Below are 17,897 nucleotides of genomic sequence, written 5' to 3' on the forward strand. Positions count from 1 at the left end.
AGGAATATCGGGCATGTCGGCAAGCATGTGTTTTACGAGCCCGTGCCTGCGCTCATAATCGGTCTGTGGCGCGGCCGGCGCTTCTCGTCGGGAACGGTGGAATTGTCCGGCTGCAGTGGCGGCGAATCCTCCGACAGCGGCGCCAGCGCGCTCATCACGCGCTCCGGTGGGAAGGTGACAATCACCTCGGTGCCGATGCGCAGTTTCGACTTCAGCGTGAAGGTGCCGCCATGCAGATCGATCAGGTTTTTGGCGATGGGCAGGCCGAGGCCCGCGCCCTGTTCGGCCGATTTGATCGAGTTGGAGCCCTGGCCGAACGAGGCGAGCACGACCGGGATCTCGTCCTCGGGGATGCCGGAGCCGGAATCCCTGACCGAGAGGTACTGGCCTCCCGAGGCGGTCCAGCCGGCCTTCAGCCAGATTTCGCCGCCCTGCGGGGTGAACTTGATCGAGTTCGAAAGCAGATTGAGCACGACTTGGCGGATCGCGCGCTCGTCGGCCCAGAGCCGCGGCATCGCCTGCTCGAACACTTCGTGGATGGTGATGCCTCGGCTCGAGGCGCGCAGTTTCATGAGATGATGGCAGTCGGCGACGATGCCGACCAGCGACACCGCTTCCTCGTTCAATTCGTAGCGGCCGGCCTCGATCCGCGACAAATCGAGGATCTCGTTGATGAGGTTGAGCAGATGCACGCCCGAATTGTGGATGTCGGCGGAATATTCCTTGTAGACCGGCACCGCATGCGCACCAAAGATCTCGCTTTTCATCACCTCGGAGAAGCCGAGGATGGCGTTGAGCGGCGTGCGCAGCTCATGGCTCATCTGCGCCAGGAAGCGCGATTTCGCCACGTTGGCGGATTCGGCGCGGTGCCGCGCCTCGTCCGAGATCGCCTTGGCCTGTTCGAGCTCGCCGATCAACGCGTCCTTCTCGGCCCGCGCCTCCAGCGTCGCGAAGGTCGATGAGTGAAGACGATGCGCCAGCAACACGAAATAGCCTTCGGCCGCGAGCGCGAGCGCGGCCAGGATGTAATTGTCCAGCGAGCCGGTCATCGCAAAGCTCAGCGCCATGGCGACCGCAACAGGCGCGGTGGCGGCGAGGGCTGCGATCGGCAGATTGGCGGCCAGCATGCTCGACACTGCGATCACCAGCAGCATCAGGAACATCATCAGCGTTTCCGTGACCATGTCGAGCACGGGATGGATCAGGATCGCCATCCAGCACAGGCCATAGAGCAGGTCGAGCACGACGAAACGTGTCCGCCAGGCCCGCGTTGCCGCCGGCGAGGCAGGCTCTGCCAGGAAGCGGCGGCAGCTGCGGATCATCGCCGCGTGAAGGCAGATCATGCCGGCGGTCCAGGCGGCGGCGGGGATCGGCTGCATCCACAGTCCGAACAGCACACCGGTCGCGACCACCAGCAGCATTACGACATAGGATGCCGATAGCCGCGTCTGGGCATATTGGCGCAACAGCTCGGCGTCGAAGGCCGGCCGGGTTCCGCTGGTCGACGTTAACTTATCGCGTGCCTCGCGGACCCGCTGCGACGCAGCCCTTCGGCTGCTCGCTGATGGAGCGCTGACCGGCGCGGCCGGAAGCTGCACTACCTCAGGCTTTTCAGCGGGGTTACTCATCAAGCAACAACGATTCCTGCCCGCGTCGGACGCGCGCCTTCTGCATTGTCTATCTCTGGCAAGAAATCCTTAAGAGGTGACTTAAGGAGCTAAAGAATTACGTTAACGAGGCGTTAAATTTGGATCGGGCCGCCGCTCAGTGCAGCCACGCATGCTGCGCGACATAGACCACGGCGCCAGCCAGATAGCCCGCAAGCGCCGCGCCCGCGATGCGTCGGGCGTACCAGAGGAACTCGATCCGCTCCAGCCCCATCGCGGCAACGCCCGCCGCCGAGCCGATGATCAGGATCGAGCCACCGGTGCCGGCGCAATAGGCGATGAACTCCCAGAGGAAGCTGTCCGTCGGGTAGTGGCCGAGGTCGTACATGCCCATGGTCGCCGCGACCAGCGGCACGTTGTCGATGATGGCGCTGAACAGGCCAAGCACGACGACGATGACGTCCTGGCGGCCGATCGTCGCCTCCAGCCATCTGGCCAGCATCGTCAGGAGGCCGGCGTGTTCGAGGCAGGCGACCGCGAGCAGAATGCCCGTGAAGAACACAATCGAGCCCATGTCGATCCGGGTCAGCGCATGCCCGAGCGAGAGGGGCTGGCGCACGTGCTCATCCTTGTTGCGGTGAAGGACCTCGCCGACCAGCCAGACGATACCGAGGCCGATCAGCACGCCCATGAAGGGCGGCAGATGCGTGAGCGTCTTGAAGGCCGGCACCGCAATCAGCACGCCGAGCCCGAGATAGAACATCAGGTTACGTTCGAACCGGTCAACGGCGAGCACTCCATCCTCCGATTGCGGCGCCGCGATGGTCTTGCCCCTGAGCGACAGGCTGATGAAGGTGAGCGGCACGAGCAGATTGACCAGCGCGGGCAGGAACAGCGCGCGCATGATCTTCAACGGCGTGATCTGGCCGCCGATCCACAGCATGGTGGTGGTGACGTCGCCGATCACGGTCCATGCGCCGCCGGCATTCGCCGCAATGACGATGAGGGAGGCGAATAGCAAGCGGTCGTCGCGCCGGGCGATCAGGCGCTGGATGAGCGAGATCATGACGATGGTGGTCGTCAGATTGTCCAGGATCGCGCTCAGGACAAAGGAGACGAAGCCGACCACCCATACCAGCGTGACCTGGCTCGTCGTGTTGATGCGGGAGGTGATGACCTCGAAGCCGTCATGGGCGTCGACCACCTCGACGATCGTCATCGCTCCGATCAGGAAGAACACGATCTGCGCGGTAGCCGCGACGGACTCGTCGAGCTGATGACTGACCAGCGCGTGATCCCTGATCGTGACCGCGTAGATGGTCCAGAGCAGACCCGCGCCGAGAAGCGCGGTCGCGGTCTTGCTGATCCCGAGGGGATGCTCGAGCGCGATCGCCGCATAGGTCACGACGAAGATTGCTGCGATCGCGGTCAGCAAGGCAGTATCAGGTCAGCGATTGAGGCGCGCGAGCAGGCTCGACGTATCCCAGCGCTTGCCGCCCATCTTCTCGACCTCGGCGTAGAATTGGTCGACCAGCGCGGTGACCGGCAGGCTGGCGCCGTTGCGGCGGGCTTCGGCGAGCGCGATCGAGAGATCCTTGCGCATCCATTCGACCGCGAAGCCGAAATCGTACTTGCCCTCGTTCATGGTCTTGTAGCGGTTCTCCATCTGCCAGGACTGCGCCGCGCCCTTGGAGATGGTCTCGATCACGGCCGCGACGTCGAGGCCGCTCTTCTTGGCGAAGTGGATACCTTCCGACAGGCCCTGCACAAGGCCGCCGATGCAGATCTGGTTGACCATCTTGGTCAGCTGGCCGCTTCCGGCGGGCCCGAGCAGCTTGCACATCCGTGCATAGGCGCCCGTGATGATCGGCTCGGCGCCGGCATAGGCATCCTGCGCGCCGCCGCACATCACCGTCAGCACGCCGTTCTCGGCGCCGGCCTGGCCGCCGGAGACGGGCGCGTCGATGAACTTGAAGCCGGCCTTGGTCGCCGCCGCGTCGAGCTCGCGCGCGACTTCTGCTGAGGCGGTGGTGTGATCGACGAAGGTCGCGCCCTTCTTCATGCCGGCGAATGCGCCGTCGGGGCCGATCGTGACGGCGCGCAGATCGTTGTCATTGCCGACGCAGCACATCACGAAATCCTGGCCCTCGGCGGCAGCCTTCGGGGTCGGTGCCGTCTTGCCGCCGAACTTGTCCGCCCACTCCTTCGCCTTGGCCGCGGTGCGGTTGTAGACGGTGACCTCATGGCCCCCTTTTTTCACGAGGTGTCCGGCCATGGGGAAACCCATCACGCCGAGACCGAGGAAAGCGACTTTAGCCATATGTGTGTCCGTAGCTTGAGTTTTACGGTTGCAGCCGGGCGAGGGGCGCCAGCCGAGGATCCCTAAGGTTCCGCCTGAGGGGGGAACGGGCGCACCATAAACCGTTAGGGGCGGAGGGCAACGGCTTCGTTTGGCGGCCTCCTGTGCTAGGATGGCGGGCCTCAAGGACCTGCATAAAAAAAGGGAGCAAAGGCATGGGCAGCGTGAGCGTTGGCGTCCTCGATCATTTCAATATTCGGACCCGGCATCTGGCCGACACGGTACGCTTCTACGAGGACGTGCTGGGCCTCGAAAAAGGACCCCGACCGAATTTCGCCTTCCCCGGGGCCTGGATGTACAGCGAGGGCAAGCCGGTCGTGCACCTCGTCGATATTTCCCCGACCTCCGAGCCGCAAAAGCCGGATTCCGGCGTGGTCCACCACGTCGCCTTCGTCAGCCGGGGCTTCGACGGCATGAAGCAGCGCCTCGCTGCCAAGGGCATGAAATTCGACTCCCGCCAGGTGCCCGGCGGCGAGCTCTGGCAGATCTTCGTCCATGACCCCAACGGGGTCATGATCGAGCTCAATTACGAGGCGGCCCTGGAGCAGGGGGCCGCGCCCAAGGAGATGGCTGACGATATCGGCAGGCAGTAGCCTTTTGGCCGTTTCCGCTCTAATGGGGCATCTTGAACTTCCAGGAGATGCGCTTTGAGCGTGACGCAGCAACAGGTCCTCGACAGCCTCGCCAAGATCAAGTCGCCCCGCGGGGTCGCGCTCACCAATGCCAATGTGCTGAGCGCGATCAGCGCGTCCGATGGCAAGGTGTTCTTCTCGATCAACGTCGATGCCGCCGAGGCGCGGGCCTGGGAATCCGTCCGGGCCGAGGCCGAGGCCGCCGTGCGCGCCATCCCCGACGTCACCACCGTCATGGTCGCCCTCACAGCCGAGCGCAAGCCTGGCAGCACGCCGCCGCCACCCCCGCAGCCGAGCCGTGGCACACCAGGCGTGCAGCCGGTCCACGCCCACAAGCCGCCGCCACAGGGCGGCGCCCAATCGCCGATGGCGCGGCAGTCGGAAATTCCGGGCGTCGCCGCCGTAATCGCGGTCGCCTCGGGCAAGGGCGGCGTCGGCAAGTCGACCACCGCCCTCAATCTGGCGCTCGGCTTGCGTGACCTCGGCCTCAAGGTCGGGCTGCTCGATGCCGACATCTACGGCCCCTCGGTGCCGCGGCTGACCGGCCTGCACGAGAAGCCGGAGCTGAATGGCGAGCGCAAGATGATTCCGCTGCGGCGCTTCGGCCTCGCCATCATGTCGATCGGCTTCCTGGTCGAGGAAGAGACCGCGATGATCTGGCGCGGGCCGATGGTGATGTCGGCGGTGACGCAGATGCTGCGCGATGTCGCATGGGGCACGCTCGACGTGCTCGTCGTCGACATGCCGCCGGGCACAGGCGATGCCCAGCTCACGCTGGCGCAGAACGTGCCTCTGAAGGGCGCCGTGATCGTCTCGACCCCGCAGGACCTGTCGCTGATCGACGCGCGGCGTGGGCTGGCCATGTTCAAGAAGGTCAACGTGCCCGTGCTCGGCATCGTCGAGAACATGAGCTACTTCCAGTGCCCGCATTGCGGCACGAAATCCGACATCTTCGGCCATGGCGGCGCGCGCCACGAGGCCGAGAAGCTCGGGGTACCGTTCCTCGGCGAGATCCCGCTGCACATGTCGATTCGCGCCACGTCCGATGCCGGCAATCCCGTCGTGGACAGCGAACCTGGTGGCCCGCATGCGGCGATCTATCGCGCCATTGCGGGACAGGTCCGGGACCAGCTCAAGGGCGCGATTTCCGCAGCCTGAGCCTGATGTCTGGGGACATGCGACTTTCGTCGCCCCCCGTCATGCCAATGTCGCGTTCCGTGGCAAGGGCTTCCGTGTTAAACGCCACGGCAGCAAAGCCCCTTCGGTTCGATGCGGCTCAAATCCGTGTCGAAGGAACGAGTGGCAGCAAAGAGGAAGTTCGGGGACACGCCCCAGCAAGGAGAGACCTGAAAATGAAGCGTCGTGATTTTCTGAAAGTGTCGGCAGCAGGCGCGGCGGCGTCAGCCGCGGTGGCCTCGCCGGCGATTGCGCAGTCCTCGCCCGAGATCAAGTGGCGCATGACGTCGAGCTTCCCGAAGTCGCTCGACACCATCTATGGCGGTGGTGAGCAGCTGGCGAAGTACGTCGCCGAGATGACCGACAACAAGTTCCAGATCCAGGTATTCGCGGCCGGCGAAGTCGTCCCCGGCCTGCAGGCGCTCGATGCGACCTCGAACGGCACGGTCGAGATGTGCCACACCGTCTCCTACTACTATGTCGGCAAGGACCCGACCTGGGCGATCTACGCCTCGGTGCCGTTCGGCCTCAACGCGCGCCAGCAGAACTCCTGGTGGTACCAGGGCGGCGGCGCCGAGCTCGGCAACGAGTTCTTCAAGAAGTCGAATGTGATCGGCTTCGCCTGCGGCAACACCGGCACCCAGATGGGCGGCTGGTTTCGCAAGGAGATCAAGACCGTTGCGGACCTCTCCGGCCTGAAGTTCCGCATCGGCGGCATCGCCGGCCAGGTGCTCCAGAAGGTCGGCGTGGTGCCGCAGCAGCTCGCCGGCGGCGACATCTATCCGGCGCTGGAGAAGGGCACCATCGACGCCGCCGAATGGGTCGGCCCCTATGATGACGAAAAGCTCGGCTTCGCCAAGGTCGCCAAGTACTATTACTATCCGGGCTTCTGGGAGGGTGGTCCGATGGTCCACGCCTTCACCAACCTCGACAAGTGGAATTCGCTGCCGAAGAACTACCAGGCGATCCTCACCAACGCGGCGGCCAACGCCAACAGCTGGATGGCCGCGCGCTACGACATGCAGAACCCGGCGGCGCTGAAGCGACTGGTCGCCGGCGGCACGCAGCTGCGTCCCTTCACCAACGAAGTGCTGGAAGCCTGCCTCAAGGCGACCAACGAGCTGTGGGCCGAGCTGTCGGCCAAGAACGCCGACTTCAAGAAGTCGATCGACGCGATGCAGGCGTACCGCTCCGACGAATATCTGTGGTGGCAGGTCGCCGAGTACACCTACGACAGCTTCATGATCCGCTCGCGCACCCGCGGCTGATCCTCGACCAGTCTGTCGGATCGAATGGCCCGGCCTCGTTCGCGAGGCCGGGCTTTTTCGTGGGTGAGGTCACAGCTGCATTCGAAATCCGCAAAACAACCCCATGCACAGTAGAGGCGGGGTGGGCGTTAGGGTGACGAGTGGATGGGTGCCGGGCTTGACCCGTCGGGCAAAACAGTGGCATAAAGCGATAATCGAATAATCCGAAATTCGCGCGTGGCTCAAGTCGGCTCATAGAGGTACGACAGCCAGACCACCTGAAGATGGCCCGGGGGCTGCGGCCGACGGCCACGCCTGCCTGCCGAAGCTCGCACCCCCTCAAAAATTATTTTCTGGGCCGCGACCCCGGCGCCGGGTTTGCCCCCTCTTGTCTGGATGAGGACGCCATAGCGGCGTGTCACGAACCGGAGCACAGAACCATGTGGTACAGGAAGAACGTTGGCGAGCGGGGGCGCGCAGCCAGGCTGATCGGCGGTGGCTTGATGCTCATCTGCGGAGTGGTTGCGCTGCACGCTTCGCCCCTCGGGCTACTGCTCAGCGGTGCGGGTATGGTGACGCTGGTTACTGGCGTGTTCGGCTATTGTCCTGCTTGCGCCGTCGCCGGGCGCGAGCCACTGGAGGAGTGACCGCCTTGGCGCGCGTATCAGACGATCTCTTGCTCGCGGCACAGTCGGGCGACCGGCATGCGCTCACACAGCTGTTGGTGGTGCTGCAGCCGGACATTCGACGCTAGGCCCGGCGCCTTTGCTACCGCGCCTCGCTGATCGAAGACGTGGTGCAAGAGGCACTCATCGTCGTGTACCGGCGCGTGGGCACGATCCGCACTCCAGCCGCACTCGCGGGCTGGCTGCTGACCGTCATTGCGCGCCTTTGCATGCTGCCGGCGCTGATGCTGATGCGCGGAGTCGAGGAGCTGGCCAGCCCCGAGGAGTCGCGCGAGATCGCAAAGGTCCCACCGGACGAGTTGCGCATAGACCTGGTCGACGCGATCGAGTCGCTTTCGCCGTCGCATCGCGAAGTGCTGCTGCTGCGCGATCTCGAAGATCTGACGATTGGCGAAATCGCCCGGCGGCTCGGCGTGACGCGCGAAGCGGCCAAGAGCCGCCTGCGCCGCGCCCGCACATTGGTGCGCGAGTATCTGCTCGACACAAAGGACAGCGGACGAGAGAGCACATGAATTATCTTCGTGGAGTTGGCATGTTCGGCAGCGCTTTCCTGGGCGCACACCTGATGCGCGGCGCAGCTGCGGCGGCACTGCTCGCTTGGGCTATCGTCCATCAGACCGCGCACCCCTGGCTAGCCCTGGGCGCGGGCGTTGCCGCTCTCATCGCGTTACGCGGATGCCCGATGTGCTGGACTGTGGGCCTGGTCGAGACGCTTGCGCAGGGCCGTCGCGAACCAACGGATGCTCTTTCAGGAAAGTGTGCCGCCAGCGAAAGCATCAGGGGATCACCATGCAAAGGGTGAGTGCTGTCTTGGGCTCTGCACTATTCTTCCTGGTTGCGCCGTGTGTGCTCGCAGGGCTGATCCCGTGGTCGATGACCCGCTGGGAGTTTGGGCCTGCTTTTCTCGGCGTCGATCTAATCCGCATTGTTGGCGTTGCATTGATTATCGCCGGAGTGCCCGGAATTCTGGATTCATTTGCCCGTTTTGCACTGGAGGGGCTGGGGACGCCCGCTCCGATCGCGCCGCCACAGAAGCTCGTCGTGACCGGCCTTTATCGCTACGTGCGCAATCCGATCTACATCGCGGTCGTCGCTGTCGTTTTTGGGCAGGCCCTTTTGTTTGGGGATTGGCGTCTCCTCTGGTACGGCGCGCTGCTCTGGCTTTTCTTTCATGTCTGGGTGGTGATGATCGAAGAACCGACGCTGAAGCAAACATTCGGCACGGAGTATGAGAACTTTCAGACGAGTGTGCCGCGCTGGATTCCGCGGTTGCCGCCATGCTCAAACACTTGAGGGAATGACTACTGGCAGTATCAAGCAGGTAGAGCCGCGGCGCTTGGAGCGCGGTCCTGGGAAGCTCAGGGCCGCGCCCAGGGGCACGATGACGTTGCCGTGAGATCGGGCCTCCTCCCCAGGATTCAACGGGAGCCACAATAGGTTTGTCCGCCCCGTCAAATTGCACCGAGATCAATGTAATTATTGTCCTGAGATATAGGTCGGATCATATTAAGGGCAATCATCAGATTGCACCGGGTTTTACCGGGAGCACGGAGCCACGACCATGCACCCCAGTTATTTCGACCTGTTTCTCGCCTTCATCGGATTGTCGTTCGGCGTGCCTTCAGCGCTGCCACGCCTGTTTTTCCGGAGTGAGGACACACCACGCCGGAAGGCTTCATAGGGCAGCGGATTGTCAGGTGGTGCCGGAGACGAGCATGGATCTGACGCTCACCACCATCCTCATCGCCTTCTCAGGCGTGTTCCTGATCTGCTTCATGAAGGGCGCATTCGGCGGCGGCTTTTCCATCGTCGGCATTCCGCTGCTGTCCTTTGTGATGGACCCGGTGACCGCCGGCGGCCTGCTCGCGCCGCTGTTCATCGCGATGGACCTGTTTGCGCTGCGCTACTGGAAGCCGTCGACCTGGTCGAAGCCGGACCTGGTGCTGCTATTGCCCGGGCTCGTGATCGGCATCGGTCTTGGCTATCTCTTGTTTCGCGTGCTGGACCACCGCGCCGTCGCGATCGTGATGGCGGTCGTGACGTTGATTTTCGTCGGCCTGTGGTTCTTCGGCGATCCCAAGGTGACCATTGCGCCGCGTTCGACGCCGAAGGCGATCGCAGCCGGTCTCGCCTCGGGTGTCACGACCATGGTCGCGCATTCCGGCGGACCGCCGCTGGCGATGTATCTGTTGCCGCTCGGCCTCAGCAAGGAGGTCTATGCCGGAACGACCAGCCTGTTCTTCACCGTCGGCAATGCCACCAAGGCGGTGCCATGGCTGCTGCTGACGCGTCCCAGCGGCAACGAATGGATCGTGATGGCGATCTGTCTATTCGCCATTCCCGCCGGGGTCTGGCTCGGCTGGCGCCTGCACGGACGGCTGGACCAGCAGCAGGTCTTCCGCGCTTGCTACGGGCTGCTGGTCGTCACGGCGCTGAAGCTGCTGTGGGACGGTGTGTCCGGCTATCTCGCCTGAGCGGCCGCACCGTCGTGGCGGTCAGGTTGAACTGCGCAGCGGCCGGAAGGCGTCGCGAATCTCGCGGCTGAAAATCGCGGGCTGCTCCCATGCCGCAAAGTGCCCGCCGGCCTCGGCCTGATGGAAGTAGATCAGCTTGTGATAGGCCCGCTCGGCCCAGCTCTTCGGCGCCACAAAGCTCTCGCCGGGGAACGCCGTCACGGCGGCCGCGATGGTGACATTGGCCGGCAGATAGAGATTGATCTTGTTCTCCCAATAGAGGCGCGCCGAGGAGATCGCGGTGTTGGTCAGCCAGTACAGCGAGATGTTGTCGAGCACGTCGTCGCGCGTTAGCGCTCCCGCTGAATGCCCGTTGACGGTACGCCCTGCGACGGCCGAGGCGATCGCCGCGGCCGGCTGGGCGTAGCCGTCGCCGTGATCGAGCAGCCAGGCGGCAAGGCCGGCAGGGGAATCGGCAAGGCCCGACAGCGTCTGCGGCCGCGTGCCCATGATCTGCGCATAGGCGCGCCGCTTCGTGAACTGAATCTTGAGCTGGGCGAAGACGTGCTTCTCCTCGTCGGTAAGGTCGGCCGGTGCAGGGTCGCCCGAGGCCACGGCCTTGAAAATCTCCGGCGGCACGACGCCGGGCAGGTTGACGTGAATGCCGATCAGTTCCGGCGCGCCGAGCTTGGCCATCTCGTTCGTAACAGGCGAGCCCCAGTCGCCGCCCTGCGCGACGAACCTGCTGTAGCCGAGCCGCTTCATCAGCACGACCCAGGCCCGCGCGATGCGCTGCGGATCCCAGCCCGTGGTGGTCGGCTTGCCCGAAAATCCATAGCCGGGCATCGAGGGGATGACGAGATCAAAGGCGTCGTCGGCGCCGCCGCCATGCGCGGTCGGATTGGTCAGGGGATCGATGATCTTGAGCTGCTCGATCACCGACCCGGGCCAGCCATGCGTCACGATCATCGGCAGCGCGTTCGGATGCTTCGAGCGGATGTGCAGGAAATGAATGTCGAGGCCGTCGATCTCGGTCAGAAATTGCGGCAACGCGTTGAGCCGCGCCTCGACCTTTCGCCAGTCGTAGTCGGTCTGCCAATAGCGGATGAGCGCCTGTTGCGTGGCCTGAGGCACGCCTTGCGAGTCGTCGTCGACGGTCTCCTTGTCGGGCCAGCGGGTGATGGCGAGACGGTGTCGGAGATCGGTGAGCGCCTTGTCGGTGATATTGATCTTGAAGGGGCGGATCGCGTCCTTCGTTGCGGCTGGTGCCGGGCGGGCCGGAAGCAGGGTTGCGACGCCGGCCGCCATGATGCCGGTAGTGGCCGTGGTGAGGAGCTTGCGCCTATCGTGGTCGACGGCTTCGTTGCTGGACATCACCGCCGTAGCGGCGGCCTGCGGTCTGATGAACGTCCTCATGGAACCTCTCCTTTGCCTGGGATGTGCCTTGGGATGTACTTTGGGATGTGCTTTGGCGCTTCGTCCGGATCATCCCGCCAAAGCGCGGGACGCGCCTGTTATGAGTTGTGAGAGGTCGTTAGCCTTTGTTGCGTCGGCGCTTTCAGGCGGCGTCTCGTCGTTCCAGGCCGCTAAAGATGCGCCCGGAAGAAAGCCCGACCGCGTCATTTTTCGCTGGCCCAATCCGCTGAATGGTGGAACAGATCGGCAATCGCCGCGTGCGCGCGGTTCGGAAATGCCGGAAGCTTGAGTTTACTGCATGCGCCTTCTGATCGTCGAGGATAATGTCGAGCTGTCGCGGCTGGTTGCCAGCGGGCTGGCAGCTGCCGGCTATGAGAGCGATATCGTCGGTAGCACCGAGGAGGCGCGTGGGGCGGTGCGCAACGTGGCCTACGCCGCGATGATCCTGGACCTCGGCCTGCCCGACGGCGACGGCCTAATGGTGCTGCGTGAGCTGCGACGGCAGATGGAGCCGCTGCCGGTGCTGGTGCTGACCGCGCGCGGCGGCTTGCAGGATCGCGTCAACGGCCTGCGCAGCGGCGCGGACGACTATCTGGCCAAGCCGTTCGCGATGGAGGAGCTGGTGGCGCGGCTGGAAGCGATCCTGCGCCGTCCGGGGCAATTGCTCGGCCGGTCGTTGCGGCTTGCCAATCTCGTCTACGACACCGAGAGCCGCCAGATCTTCGTCGACGACAAGCCGCGGATCATCTCCTCGCGCGAGACCTCCGTGCTGGAGATCTTGCTGCGCCGGCAGGGCCGGGTGGTGCCGAAGAAGAATGTCGAGGATCACATCTTCGGGCTCGAGGGCGAGGTCGCCTCCAATGCGGTCGAGGTCTATGTCTCCCGGTTGCGCAAGCAGCTCACTGAACACGGCGCCAAGGTCGTGATCCACACGATCCGCGGCGTCGGCTACATGATGGCCGAGGAGAAATAGCGTGGCCTGGGGCGGATTCCAGATCGGGTCCAGGACCGGAGACAGGGCCGGATACAAGACCGGATCCAGACTCCGGGCCCCGTCGTTCAAATCGCTGATCTCGCGCATCGTGTTCCTGCACATCATCGCGGTCGCGGTGGTGGCGATCTTCCTGCCGCTGGTCCTGATCTGGCTGTTGAACTCCGAGATCGACCAGCTGCATCGTGCGGCGATGCGGGCCCAGGCCGAGACCCTTGCCGAGCGCATCTCCGTCCAGCCAGACGGCAAGGTGACGTTCAATCTGCCGGACAGCCTGCGGGGACTCTATTCGGAAGCCTATGGCCGCTATCAGTACGATATCCGCGACGTCGACGGCCGCCTGCTGTTCTCATCGCACAAGAAGACCGGCGATGCGCGGTCGGACACGATCTCGGGTGCCGAAGTGACGCAGACGATCGACGGCACCACCGTTAGCATCAGGGTCGGGGAAGATTTGTCCCATCGCGACGTCATCACCGACGATATCGTGTCCAACTTCTTCCGACGGGTCGGCTGGATCACCATTCCCATTCTTCTGATCCTGCTCGCCATCGACATCTTCATCTTCCGCCGCGCCATTGCGCCGCTCTGGAAGGCCTCGGAAGAAGCCAGCAATATCGGCCCTGCTCGCACCGACGTCCGTCTTCCGACGGAGCAGATTCCGCGCGAGATCATGCCGCTCGTCACCGCGGTGAACCAGGCGCTCGATCGCCTCGAGGACGGCTTTCGCCTGCAGCGCCAGTTCACCGCCGATGCCGCGCATCAGCTGCGCACGCCGCTCGCGATCCTGCGCACGCGGGTCGAGACGCTCGGTAACAATGCGGTGCGGCAGGCGCTGCATGACGACATCGAAGGCATGAGCCGGATCGTCGCCCAGCTGCTGGAGATCGCCGAGCTCGACACCTTGGTGCTCGATCCCGGCGAGACCGCCGACTTGCGCGCCGTCTGCGCCGAGGTGGTCGGCGCGATCGCGCCCCTTGCGATTGCGCAGCACAAGGACATCGCGCTCAAGGGCGCCGAGGCGCCCGTGCTGATCCACGGCAATTCCGAGATGCTGCAGCGCGCGGTCTTCAACCTCGCCGAAAACGCCATCAAGTTCACCGCGAAGGAGACGTCGGTCGACGTCGAGGTCGGCGACGACGGTTCGGTGCGGGTGCGCGATTGCGGCCCCGGAGTCACCGAGGCCGAGCGCGAGCTGATCTTCCAGCGCTTCTGGCGCAGGGATCGCCAGCGCAGCGACGGTGCGGGCCTCGGCCTCTCGATCGTGCGGGGCGTCGCCGACGATCATGCCGCAACGGTTGCGGTGGACAATCTCCCCGGCGGCGGCGCCGAGTTCACGCTGCGGTTCAGGCTGGCGGAGGAGGGGGCTTAGCCCTCTTCCCTTGCTTTCAGGAATTGTAGGGTGGGCAAAGGCGCACTTGCGCCGTGCCCACCATCTCTAACCGGATTTTGCAGTACGTGGGCACGCTTCGCTTTGCCCACCCTACGATATCTGCGCTCGTGGAGAGAACCACTACTTCCACAAAGGGAGAAGGAAGACAGCACGGCTATTTCAGCTTGCCGGTCGACAGATCCATGATCATCCGCGTGGTCAGATAGAGGCGCGGCACGATGGTGTCGAGCTTCACATATTCGGCGTCATTGGAATGCGCGCCGAAGCCTGACAGCCCCATGCCTTCGACCACGGCGCCCTTGGTCTTGAGCGCGGCAAATGCGGCATCGGTGCCGCCGCCCGTCGCCTTCTCGGCAACGTTCATGGATAGTCCGAGCTCTTGATAGATCGTCCTGGCGTAGGCCGCCACGCGGCGCGAGGCGTCGTTGGCCTCGAGCGGTGGGCGCCGCACTTCGAATTTCAGCTCGACCTTGGAGTCCGGCAGCAGGCGATTCTTGATCTTCTGCTGCAGAGTCTTCTCCAGCTCGTCGAAATCGGAAACCTTCAGCGCGCGCGCATCGGCCTGCGCGGTGGCTTCGGCCGGGATCACGTTGCGGTTGGTGCCGGCTTTCGCGACGGTCCAGTTCAGCTTCAGGCCCTGCTCGGGCTTGGACAGATCCTTCATCTGCAGCACCTGGTGCGAGAGCTCGTAGAGCGCGTTGATGCCGCCCTCGGGGCGGGAACCGGCATGCGACGACCTGCCTGTCACCGTCAGATAGGCCGAGCCGATGCCGCTGGTGGCGAGCCGAACCGAGCCGTCGGTGCCGCCGCCTTCGAACGAGAACACGACGTCCTGATCGGAAGCGAACTTGGTGATGGTGCTGCGCCAGCCGGGCGAGGAGATCTCCTCGTCGCTATTGGTGAGCACCGTCAGCGTGCCGTAATCCCTGAAGTTCAGTTTCTGCAGCATCGCGACGGTGTGGAGAATGAGCGCGACGCCCTGCTTGTCGTCGGCGATGCCGAGGCCATAGGCCTTGTCGCCGTCGATGCGGAACGGCTGGTCCTTCAGCATGCCCCGCAGATACACCGTGTCCATGTGGGCGATCAGCATGATCTTCCTGGTGCCGCTGCCCTTGAAGGTGGCGTGCACGGCAGGTCCAATCTTCTCCGGCGTGTCATCGAGCCGATAGATGTCGGTGGGTTGCAGGATCTCCACCTCGCCGCCGATCTGCCTGAGCTGGTCGGCGACGCGGCCCGCGATCACATTGAGGCCCTCGACATCCCCGCTGCCGGTTTCGATGTTGACGAGATCGCGCAGCGTATCGAGCAGCGGCTGCCGCTCCTTCTGGGCCAGCGCATGGATGTCGGCCATCGGTTCGGCGTGCGCGATAGTTGCGGCGCAGGCGAGCCAGAGCGAGGCGATGAGCGAACCGGCGAGCGAAGGAGCAGAGTACAAGCGGGGCATACGGGCATTCCGTGTGAGTTCGAGGAATGTCCGGTATGCCCGTGTTTGCCGCACGTGTCACGCGGGTCGGCCTGTCGCCGAGATAGCGGCGAGACGGGTGAGCGGTCTCTCTCCGCGAATCCGGAATCGTAGGGTGGGCAAAGGCGCACTTGCGCCGTGCCCACCATCTCTAACCGAAGTTTGCAGTGCGTGGGCACGCTTCGCTTTGCCCACCCTACGATATCTGCGCCCGTGGAGAGAACCCCTCATCCGGCGCCACAGCCGAAGCTTCGCTTCGGCGTTCTTGAGAACGGCGGCCGAAGGCCGCCTATTCTCCCACAAGGGGAGAAGGAAGAAGGCTACTTCTGCGGTGGTCCCAAATCCAGCGGCGGCAGGTCGATCTGGGGCACCTCGATCTTGACCTTGTCGAGGTCGACATTGACGGGCTTGTCGAGCAGGCCCGTCACGGTGATCGGGAAGGCGATCACGATCAGCACCATGATCAACTGCAGGCCGATCCAGGGCATCGCGCCCCAATAGATGTCGGAGCTCTTCACTTCCTTCGGCGCGACGCCGCGCAGGTAGAACAGCGCGAAGCCGAACGGCGGATGCAGGAACGAGGTCTGCATGTTGACGCAGAGCATGACACCGAACCAGATCAGCGCAGGTCCGTCGCCGACGACGGGCCCCAGGATCTTCTGCGCGATCGGCGCGATCATCGGCAGGATGATGAAGGCGATCTCGAAGAAATCGAGGAAGAACGCCAGGAAGAAGATGAAGAGGTTGATGAAGATCAGGAAGCCCCAGACACCGCCGGGCAGCGAGGTCAGCATGTGCTCGAGCCAGACGCCGCCGGAGACGCCGAGGAACACCACCGAGAAGCAGGTCGAGCCGATCAGGATGAAGGTGACCATGCAGGTGATGCGCATGGTGGTTTCGTAGCCCTGCTTGATCAGGTCGCGCAGGTCGGGGATGCGCGCGGCCTGGATGCAGATCCAGGCGACCGCGAGATAGGCGATGGCGAACGCGATCTTGAAGATCACGTTCTCGGTGAACAACATCGCGACGATGGTGCCGATGCCGGCAGCAACCACGCCTATGATCAGCACCTTGCGGTCGGTCGAGGTGAAATCCTTGTGGTGGATCGCGGCGAGCACGATGGCACCGACCGCGCCCATGGCGCCGGCTTCGGTCGGGGTCGCAAGGCCCATCATCATGGTGCCGAGCACGACGAAGATCAGCACGGCCGAGGGGATGATGCCCATCAGGCACTTCTTCCACAGCGCCCAGCCGGTCAGCGTGCGCGCTTCCTTCGGCACCGGCGGCACGTGCTCGGGCTTGATCAGGCCGAGGATGAAGGTGTAGCCGGCGAACAGCAGGATCTGGAACACCGAGGGGCCCCAGGCGCCGAGATACATGTCGCCGACCGACTTGCCGAGCTGGTCGGCGAGCACGATCAGCACCAGCGAGGGCGGCACCAGCTGCGTGATGGTGCCGGAGGCCGCCAGCACGCCGGTGATGTAGCGCATGTTGTAGCCGTAGCGGATCATCACCGGCATCGAGATCAGCGCCATGGCGATGACCTGCGCCGCCACCGTGCCGGTGATGGCGCCGAGGATGAAGCCGACGATGATGACGGAGTAGCCGAGGCCGCCTCTGATAGGGCCGAACAGCTGGCCCATCGAGTCCAGCATGTCCTCGGCGAGGCCGCATCTCTCCAATATGGCGCCCATGAAGGTGAAAAACGGGATCGCGAGCAGCAGCTCGTTGGAGAGCACGCTGCCGAACACGCGGCCCGGGATCGCCTGCAGGAAGTTGAGGTCGAAGAATCCGAGATGGATGGCGAGGAAGCCGAAGGAGAGGCCGACCGCGGCAAGCGTGAACGCGACGGGGAAGCCAAGCAGCATCGCCAGAACCAGGCCGCCGAACATCAACGGCGGCATCATCTCCAGCGTAATCATTGGGTCGGCCTCTCGTACTTGGCGTCGATCGTCACATAGCCCTGGAGAGCCGCGATACGCTTGATGACTTCGGAAACACCCTGCAGCGCCAGCATCACGAAGCCGGCGGGGATCACGAACTTGATGGGCCAGCGGACCAGGCCGCCGGCATTGCCCGACATCTCGCCGACGTCATAAGCCTGCATGAAGAACGGCCAGGACAGATAGGCGAGCAGGAGGCAGGAAGGGATCAGGAAGAACAGCGTGCCGATCAGGTCGAGCCAGAGCTGGCCGCGCTCGGACAGCATCAGATAGAGGATCTCGACCCGCACATGCTCGTTGCGCTTGAAGGTGTAGGACGCGCCGAACATCACCAGGATCGCGAACATGTACCATTGCAGCTCCAGCCAGCCGTTGGACGAGTAGCTGAACGCGTAGCGGATCATGGCATTGGCCGCGCTGACCAGGCATGCGAAGAGCACGAGCAGGTTACAGACGTACCCAATCTTCTCATTGAGGGCGTCGATGGCGTTACTCATCGCCAGCAATGGACGCATTTTACCTTCTCTCCGTC

The 17,897-nt window shown here is 64.0% G+C and carries 15 protein-coding genes and 1 pseudogene; 9 read left to right on the top strand and 7 right to left on the bottom strand.

What is annotated here, in order from left to right; genetic code table 11:
* Positions 1-32: 32 nt before the first annotated feature.
* The 3 genes from XH98_RS33120 to XH98_RS33130 form a co-directional block, all read right to left on the bottom strand.
* A complete protein-coding gene (locus tag XH98_RS33120; protein WP_271603273.1) occupies positions 33-1,628 on the bottom strand; it encodes a sensor histidine kinase in 1,596 nt (531 codons plus the stop codon).
* A gap of 136 nt (positions 1,629-1,764) precedes the next feature.
* The gene (gene nhaD / locus XH98_RS33125) at positions 1,765-3,042 is read right to left on the bottom strand and encodes a sodium:proton antiporter NhaD (protein ID WP_271603272.1); all 1,278 of its coding nucleotides are present in this window, start codon (positions 3,040-3,042) and stop codon (positions 1,765-1,767) included.
* A 12-nt stretch (positions 3,043-3,054) separates the two neighbouring features.
* Positions 3,055-3,987: an NAD(P)-dependent oxidoreductase gene (locus tag XH98_RS33130; RefSeq protein ID WP_271621229.1), complete on the bottom strand. Its 933-nt coding sequence runs from the start codon at positions 3,985-3,987 to the stop codon at positions 3,055-3,057.
* 134 nt (positions 3,988-4,121) lie between these two features.
* Here XH98_RS33130 and XH98_RS33135 point away from each other — a divergent pair, with 134 nt between their 5' ends.
* The 7 genes and pseudogenes from XH98_RS33135 (at position 4,122) to XH98_RS33165 (ending at position 10,181) form a co-directional block, all read left to right on the top strand.
* Complete coding sequence (locus XH98_RS33135) at positions 4,122-4,559, top strand: VOC family protein (RefSeq protein ID WP_271621088.1); 438 nt, start codon at positions 4,122-4,124, stop codon at positions 4,557-4,559.
* A gap of 54 nt (positions 4,560-4,613) precedes the next feature.
* Complete coding sequence (locus XH98_RS33140) at positions 4,614-5,756, top strand: Mrp/NBP35 family ATP-binding protein (protein WP_271621089.1); 1,143 nt, start codon at positions 4,614-4,616, stop codon at positions 5,754-5,756.
* 194 nt (positions 5,757-5,950) lie between these two features.
* On the top strand, positions 5,951-7,042 hold the full coding sequence (locus XH98_RS33145) for a TRAP transporter substrate-binding protein (protein ID WP_057758482.1): 1,092 nt from the start codon (positions 5,951-5,953) through the stop codon (positions 7,040-7,042).
* A gap of 419 nt (positions 7,043-7,461) precedes the next feature.
* The gene (locus XH98_RS33150) at positions 7,462-7,668 is read left to right on the top strand and encodes a YgaP family membrane protein (RefSeq protein WP_271621090.1); all 207 of its coding nucleotides are present in this window, start codon (positions 7,462-7,464) and stop codon (positions 7,666-7,668) included.
* 119 nt (positions 7,669-7,787) lie between these two features.
* A pseudogene (locus tag XH98_RS33155) lies at positions 7,788-8,219 on the top strand (RNA polymerase sigma factor); the annotation flags it as partial.
* A 277-nt stretch (positions 8,220-8,496) separates the two neighbouring features.
* On the top strand, positions 8,497-9,000 hold the full coding sequence (locus tag XH98_RS33160) for a methyltransferase family protein (protein ID WP_271621091.1): 504 nt from the start codon (positions 8,497-8,499) through the stop codon (positions 8,998-9,000).
* Positions 9,001-9,422: 422 nt separating this feature from the next.
* Positions 9,423-10,181, top strand: coding sequence for a sulfite exporter TauE/SafE family protein (locus XH98_RS33165; RefSeq protein ID WP_271603265.1), 759 nt, complete (start codon positions 9,423-9,425; stop codon positions 10,179-10,181).
* A 21-nt stretch (positions 10,182-10,202) separates the two neighbouring features.
* Here XH98_RS33165 and XH98_RS33170 read toward each other — a convergent pair whose 3' ends face one another.
* The gene (locus XH98_RS33170) at positions 10,203-11,576 is read right to left on the bottom strand and encodes an epoxide hydrolase family protein (protein ID WP_442868665.1); all 1,374 of its coding nucleotides are present in this window, start codon (positions 11,574-11,576) and stop codon (positions 10,203-10,205) included.
* 298 nt (positions 11,577-11,874) lie between these two features.
* Between XH98_RS33170 and XH98_RS33175 the strand changes: the two genes are divergently transcribed.
* The gene (locus tag XH98_RS33175; RefSeq protein WP_271603264.1) at positions 11,875-12,549 is read left to right on the top strand and encodes a response regulator transcription factor; all 675 of its coding nucleotides are present in this window, start codon (positions 11,875-11,877) and stop codon (positions 12,547-12,549) included.
* Between the two features lie 22 nt (positions 12,550-12,571).
* A complete protein-coding gene (locus XH98_RS33180) occupies positions 12,572-13,939 on the top strand; it encodes a sensor histidine kinase (protein WP_442868667.1) in 1,368 nt (455 codons plus the stop codon).
* 175 nt (positions 13,940-14,114) lie between these two features.
* On the opposite strand, the gene XH98_RS33185 is transcribed toward XH98_RS33180, so the two are convergent.
* From XH98_RS33185 to XH98_RS33195, 3 genes are all read right to left on the bottom strand, one after another.
* Positions 14,115-15,404: a M20/M25/M40 family metallo-hydrolase gene (locus XH98_RS33185; RefSeq protein WP_271621092.1), complete on the bottom strand. Its 1,290-nt coding sequence runs from the start codon at positions 15,402-15,404 to the stop codon at positions 14,115-14,117.
* A 338-nt stretch (positions 15,405-15,742) separates the two neighbouring features.
* Complete coding sequence (locus tag XH98_RS33190) at positions 15,743-17,344, bottom strand: TRAP transporter large permease (RefSeq protein ID WP_271621093.1); 1,602 nt, start codon at positions 17,342-17,344, stop codon at positions 15,743-15,745.
* A complete protein-coding gene (locus tag XH98_RS33195) occupies positions 17,341-17,880 on the bottom strand; it encodes a TRAP transporter small permease subunit (protein WP_057758465.1) in 540 nt (179 codons plus the stop codon). The genes XH98_RS33190 and XH98_RS33195 overlap by 4 nt, the downstream gene beginning before the upstream one ends.
* Positions 17,881-17,897: the final 17 nt, after the last annotated feature.

The sequence above is a fragment of the Bradyrhizobium sp. CCBAU 51745 genome (genome assembly GCF_028128715.1).
In the GTDB taxonomy this organism is placed as follows: Bacteria; Pseudomonadota; Alphaproteobacteria; order Rhizobiales; family Xanthobacteraceae; genus Bradyrhizobium; species Bradyrhizobium manausense.

What these genes read in the sequence shown, in the direction of transcription:
- XH98_RS33175 (WP_271603264.1), top strand. Translation starts at nt 11,875, where the DNA reads ATGCGCCTTCTGATCGTCGAGGATAATGTCGAGCTGTCGCGGCTGGTT.
- XH98_RS33190 (WP_271621093.1), bottom strand. Translation starts at nt 17,344, where the DNA reads ATGATTACGCTGGAGATGATGCCGCCGTTGATGTTCGGCGGCCTGGTT.
- XH98_RS33150 (WP_271621090.1), top strand. Translation starts at nt 7,462, where the DNA reads ATGTGGTACAGGAAGAACGTTGGCGAGCGGGGGCGCGCAGCCAGGCTG.
- XH98_RS33120 (WP_271603273.1), bottom strand. Translation starts at nt 1,628, where the DNA reads ATGAGTAACCCCGCTGAAAAGCCTGAGGTAGTGCAGCTTCCGGCCGCG.
- XH98_RS33195 (WP_057758465.1), bottom strand. Translation starts at nt 17,880, where the DNA reads ATGCGTCCATTGCTGGCGATGAGTAACGCCATCGACGCCCTCAATGAG.
- XH98_RS33185 (WP_271621092.1), bottom strand. Translation starts at nt 15,404, where the DNA reads ATGCCCCGCTTGTACTCTGCTCCTTCGCTCGCCGGTTCGCTCATCGCC.
- XH98_RS33145 (WP_057758482.1), top strand. Translation starts at nt 5,951, where the DNA reads ATGAAGCGTCGTGATTTTCTGAAAGTGTCGGCAGCAGGCGCGGCGGCG.
- XH98_RS33165 (WP_271603265.1), top strand. Translation starts at nt 9,423, where the DNA reads ATGGATCTGACGCTCACCACCATCCTCATCGCCTTCTCAGGCGTGTTC.
- XH98_RS33135 (WP_271621088.1), top strand. Translation starts at nt 4,122, where the DNA reads ATGGGCAGCGTGAGCGTTGGCGTCCTCGATCATTTCAATATTCGGACC.
- XH98_RS33170 (WP_442868665.1), bottom strand. Translation starts at nt 11,576, where the DNA reads ATGAGGACGTTCATCAGACCGCAGGCCGCCGCTACGGCGGTGATGTCC.
- XH98_RS33160 (WP_271621091.1), top strand. Translation starts at nt 8,497, where the DNA reads ATGCAAAGGGTGAGTGCTGTCTTGGGCTCTGCACTATTCTTCCTGGTT.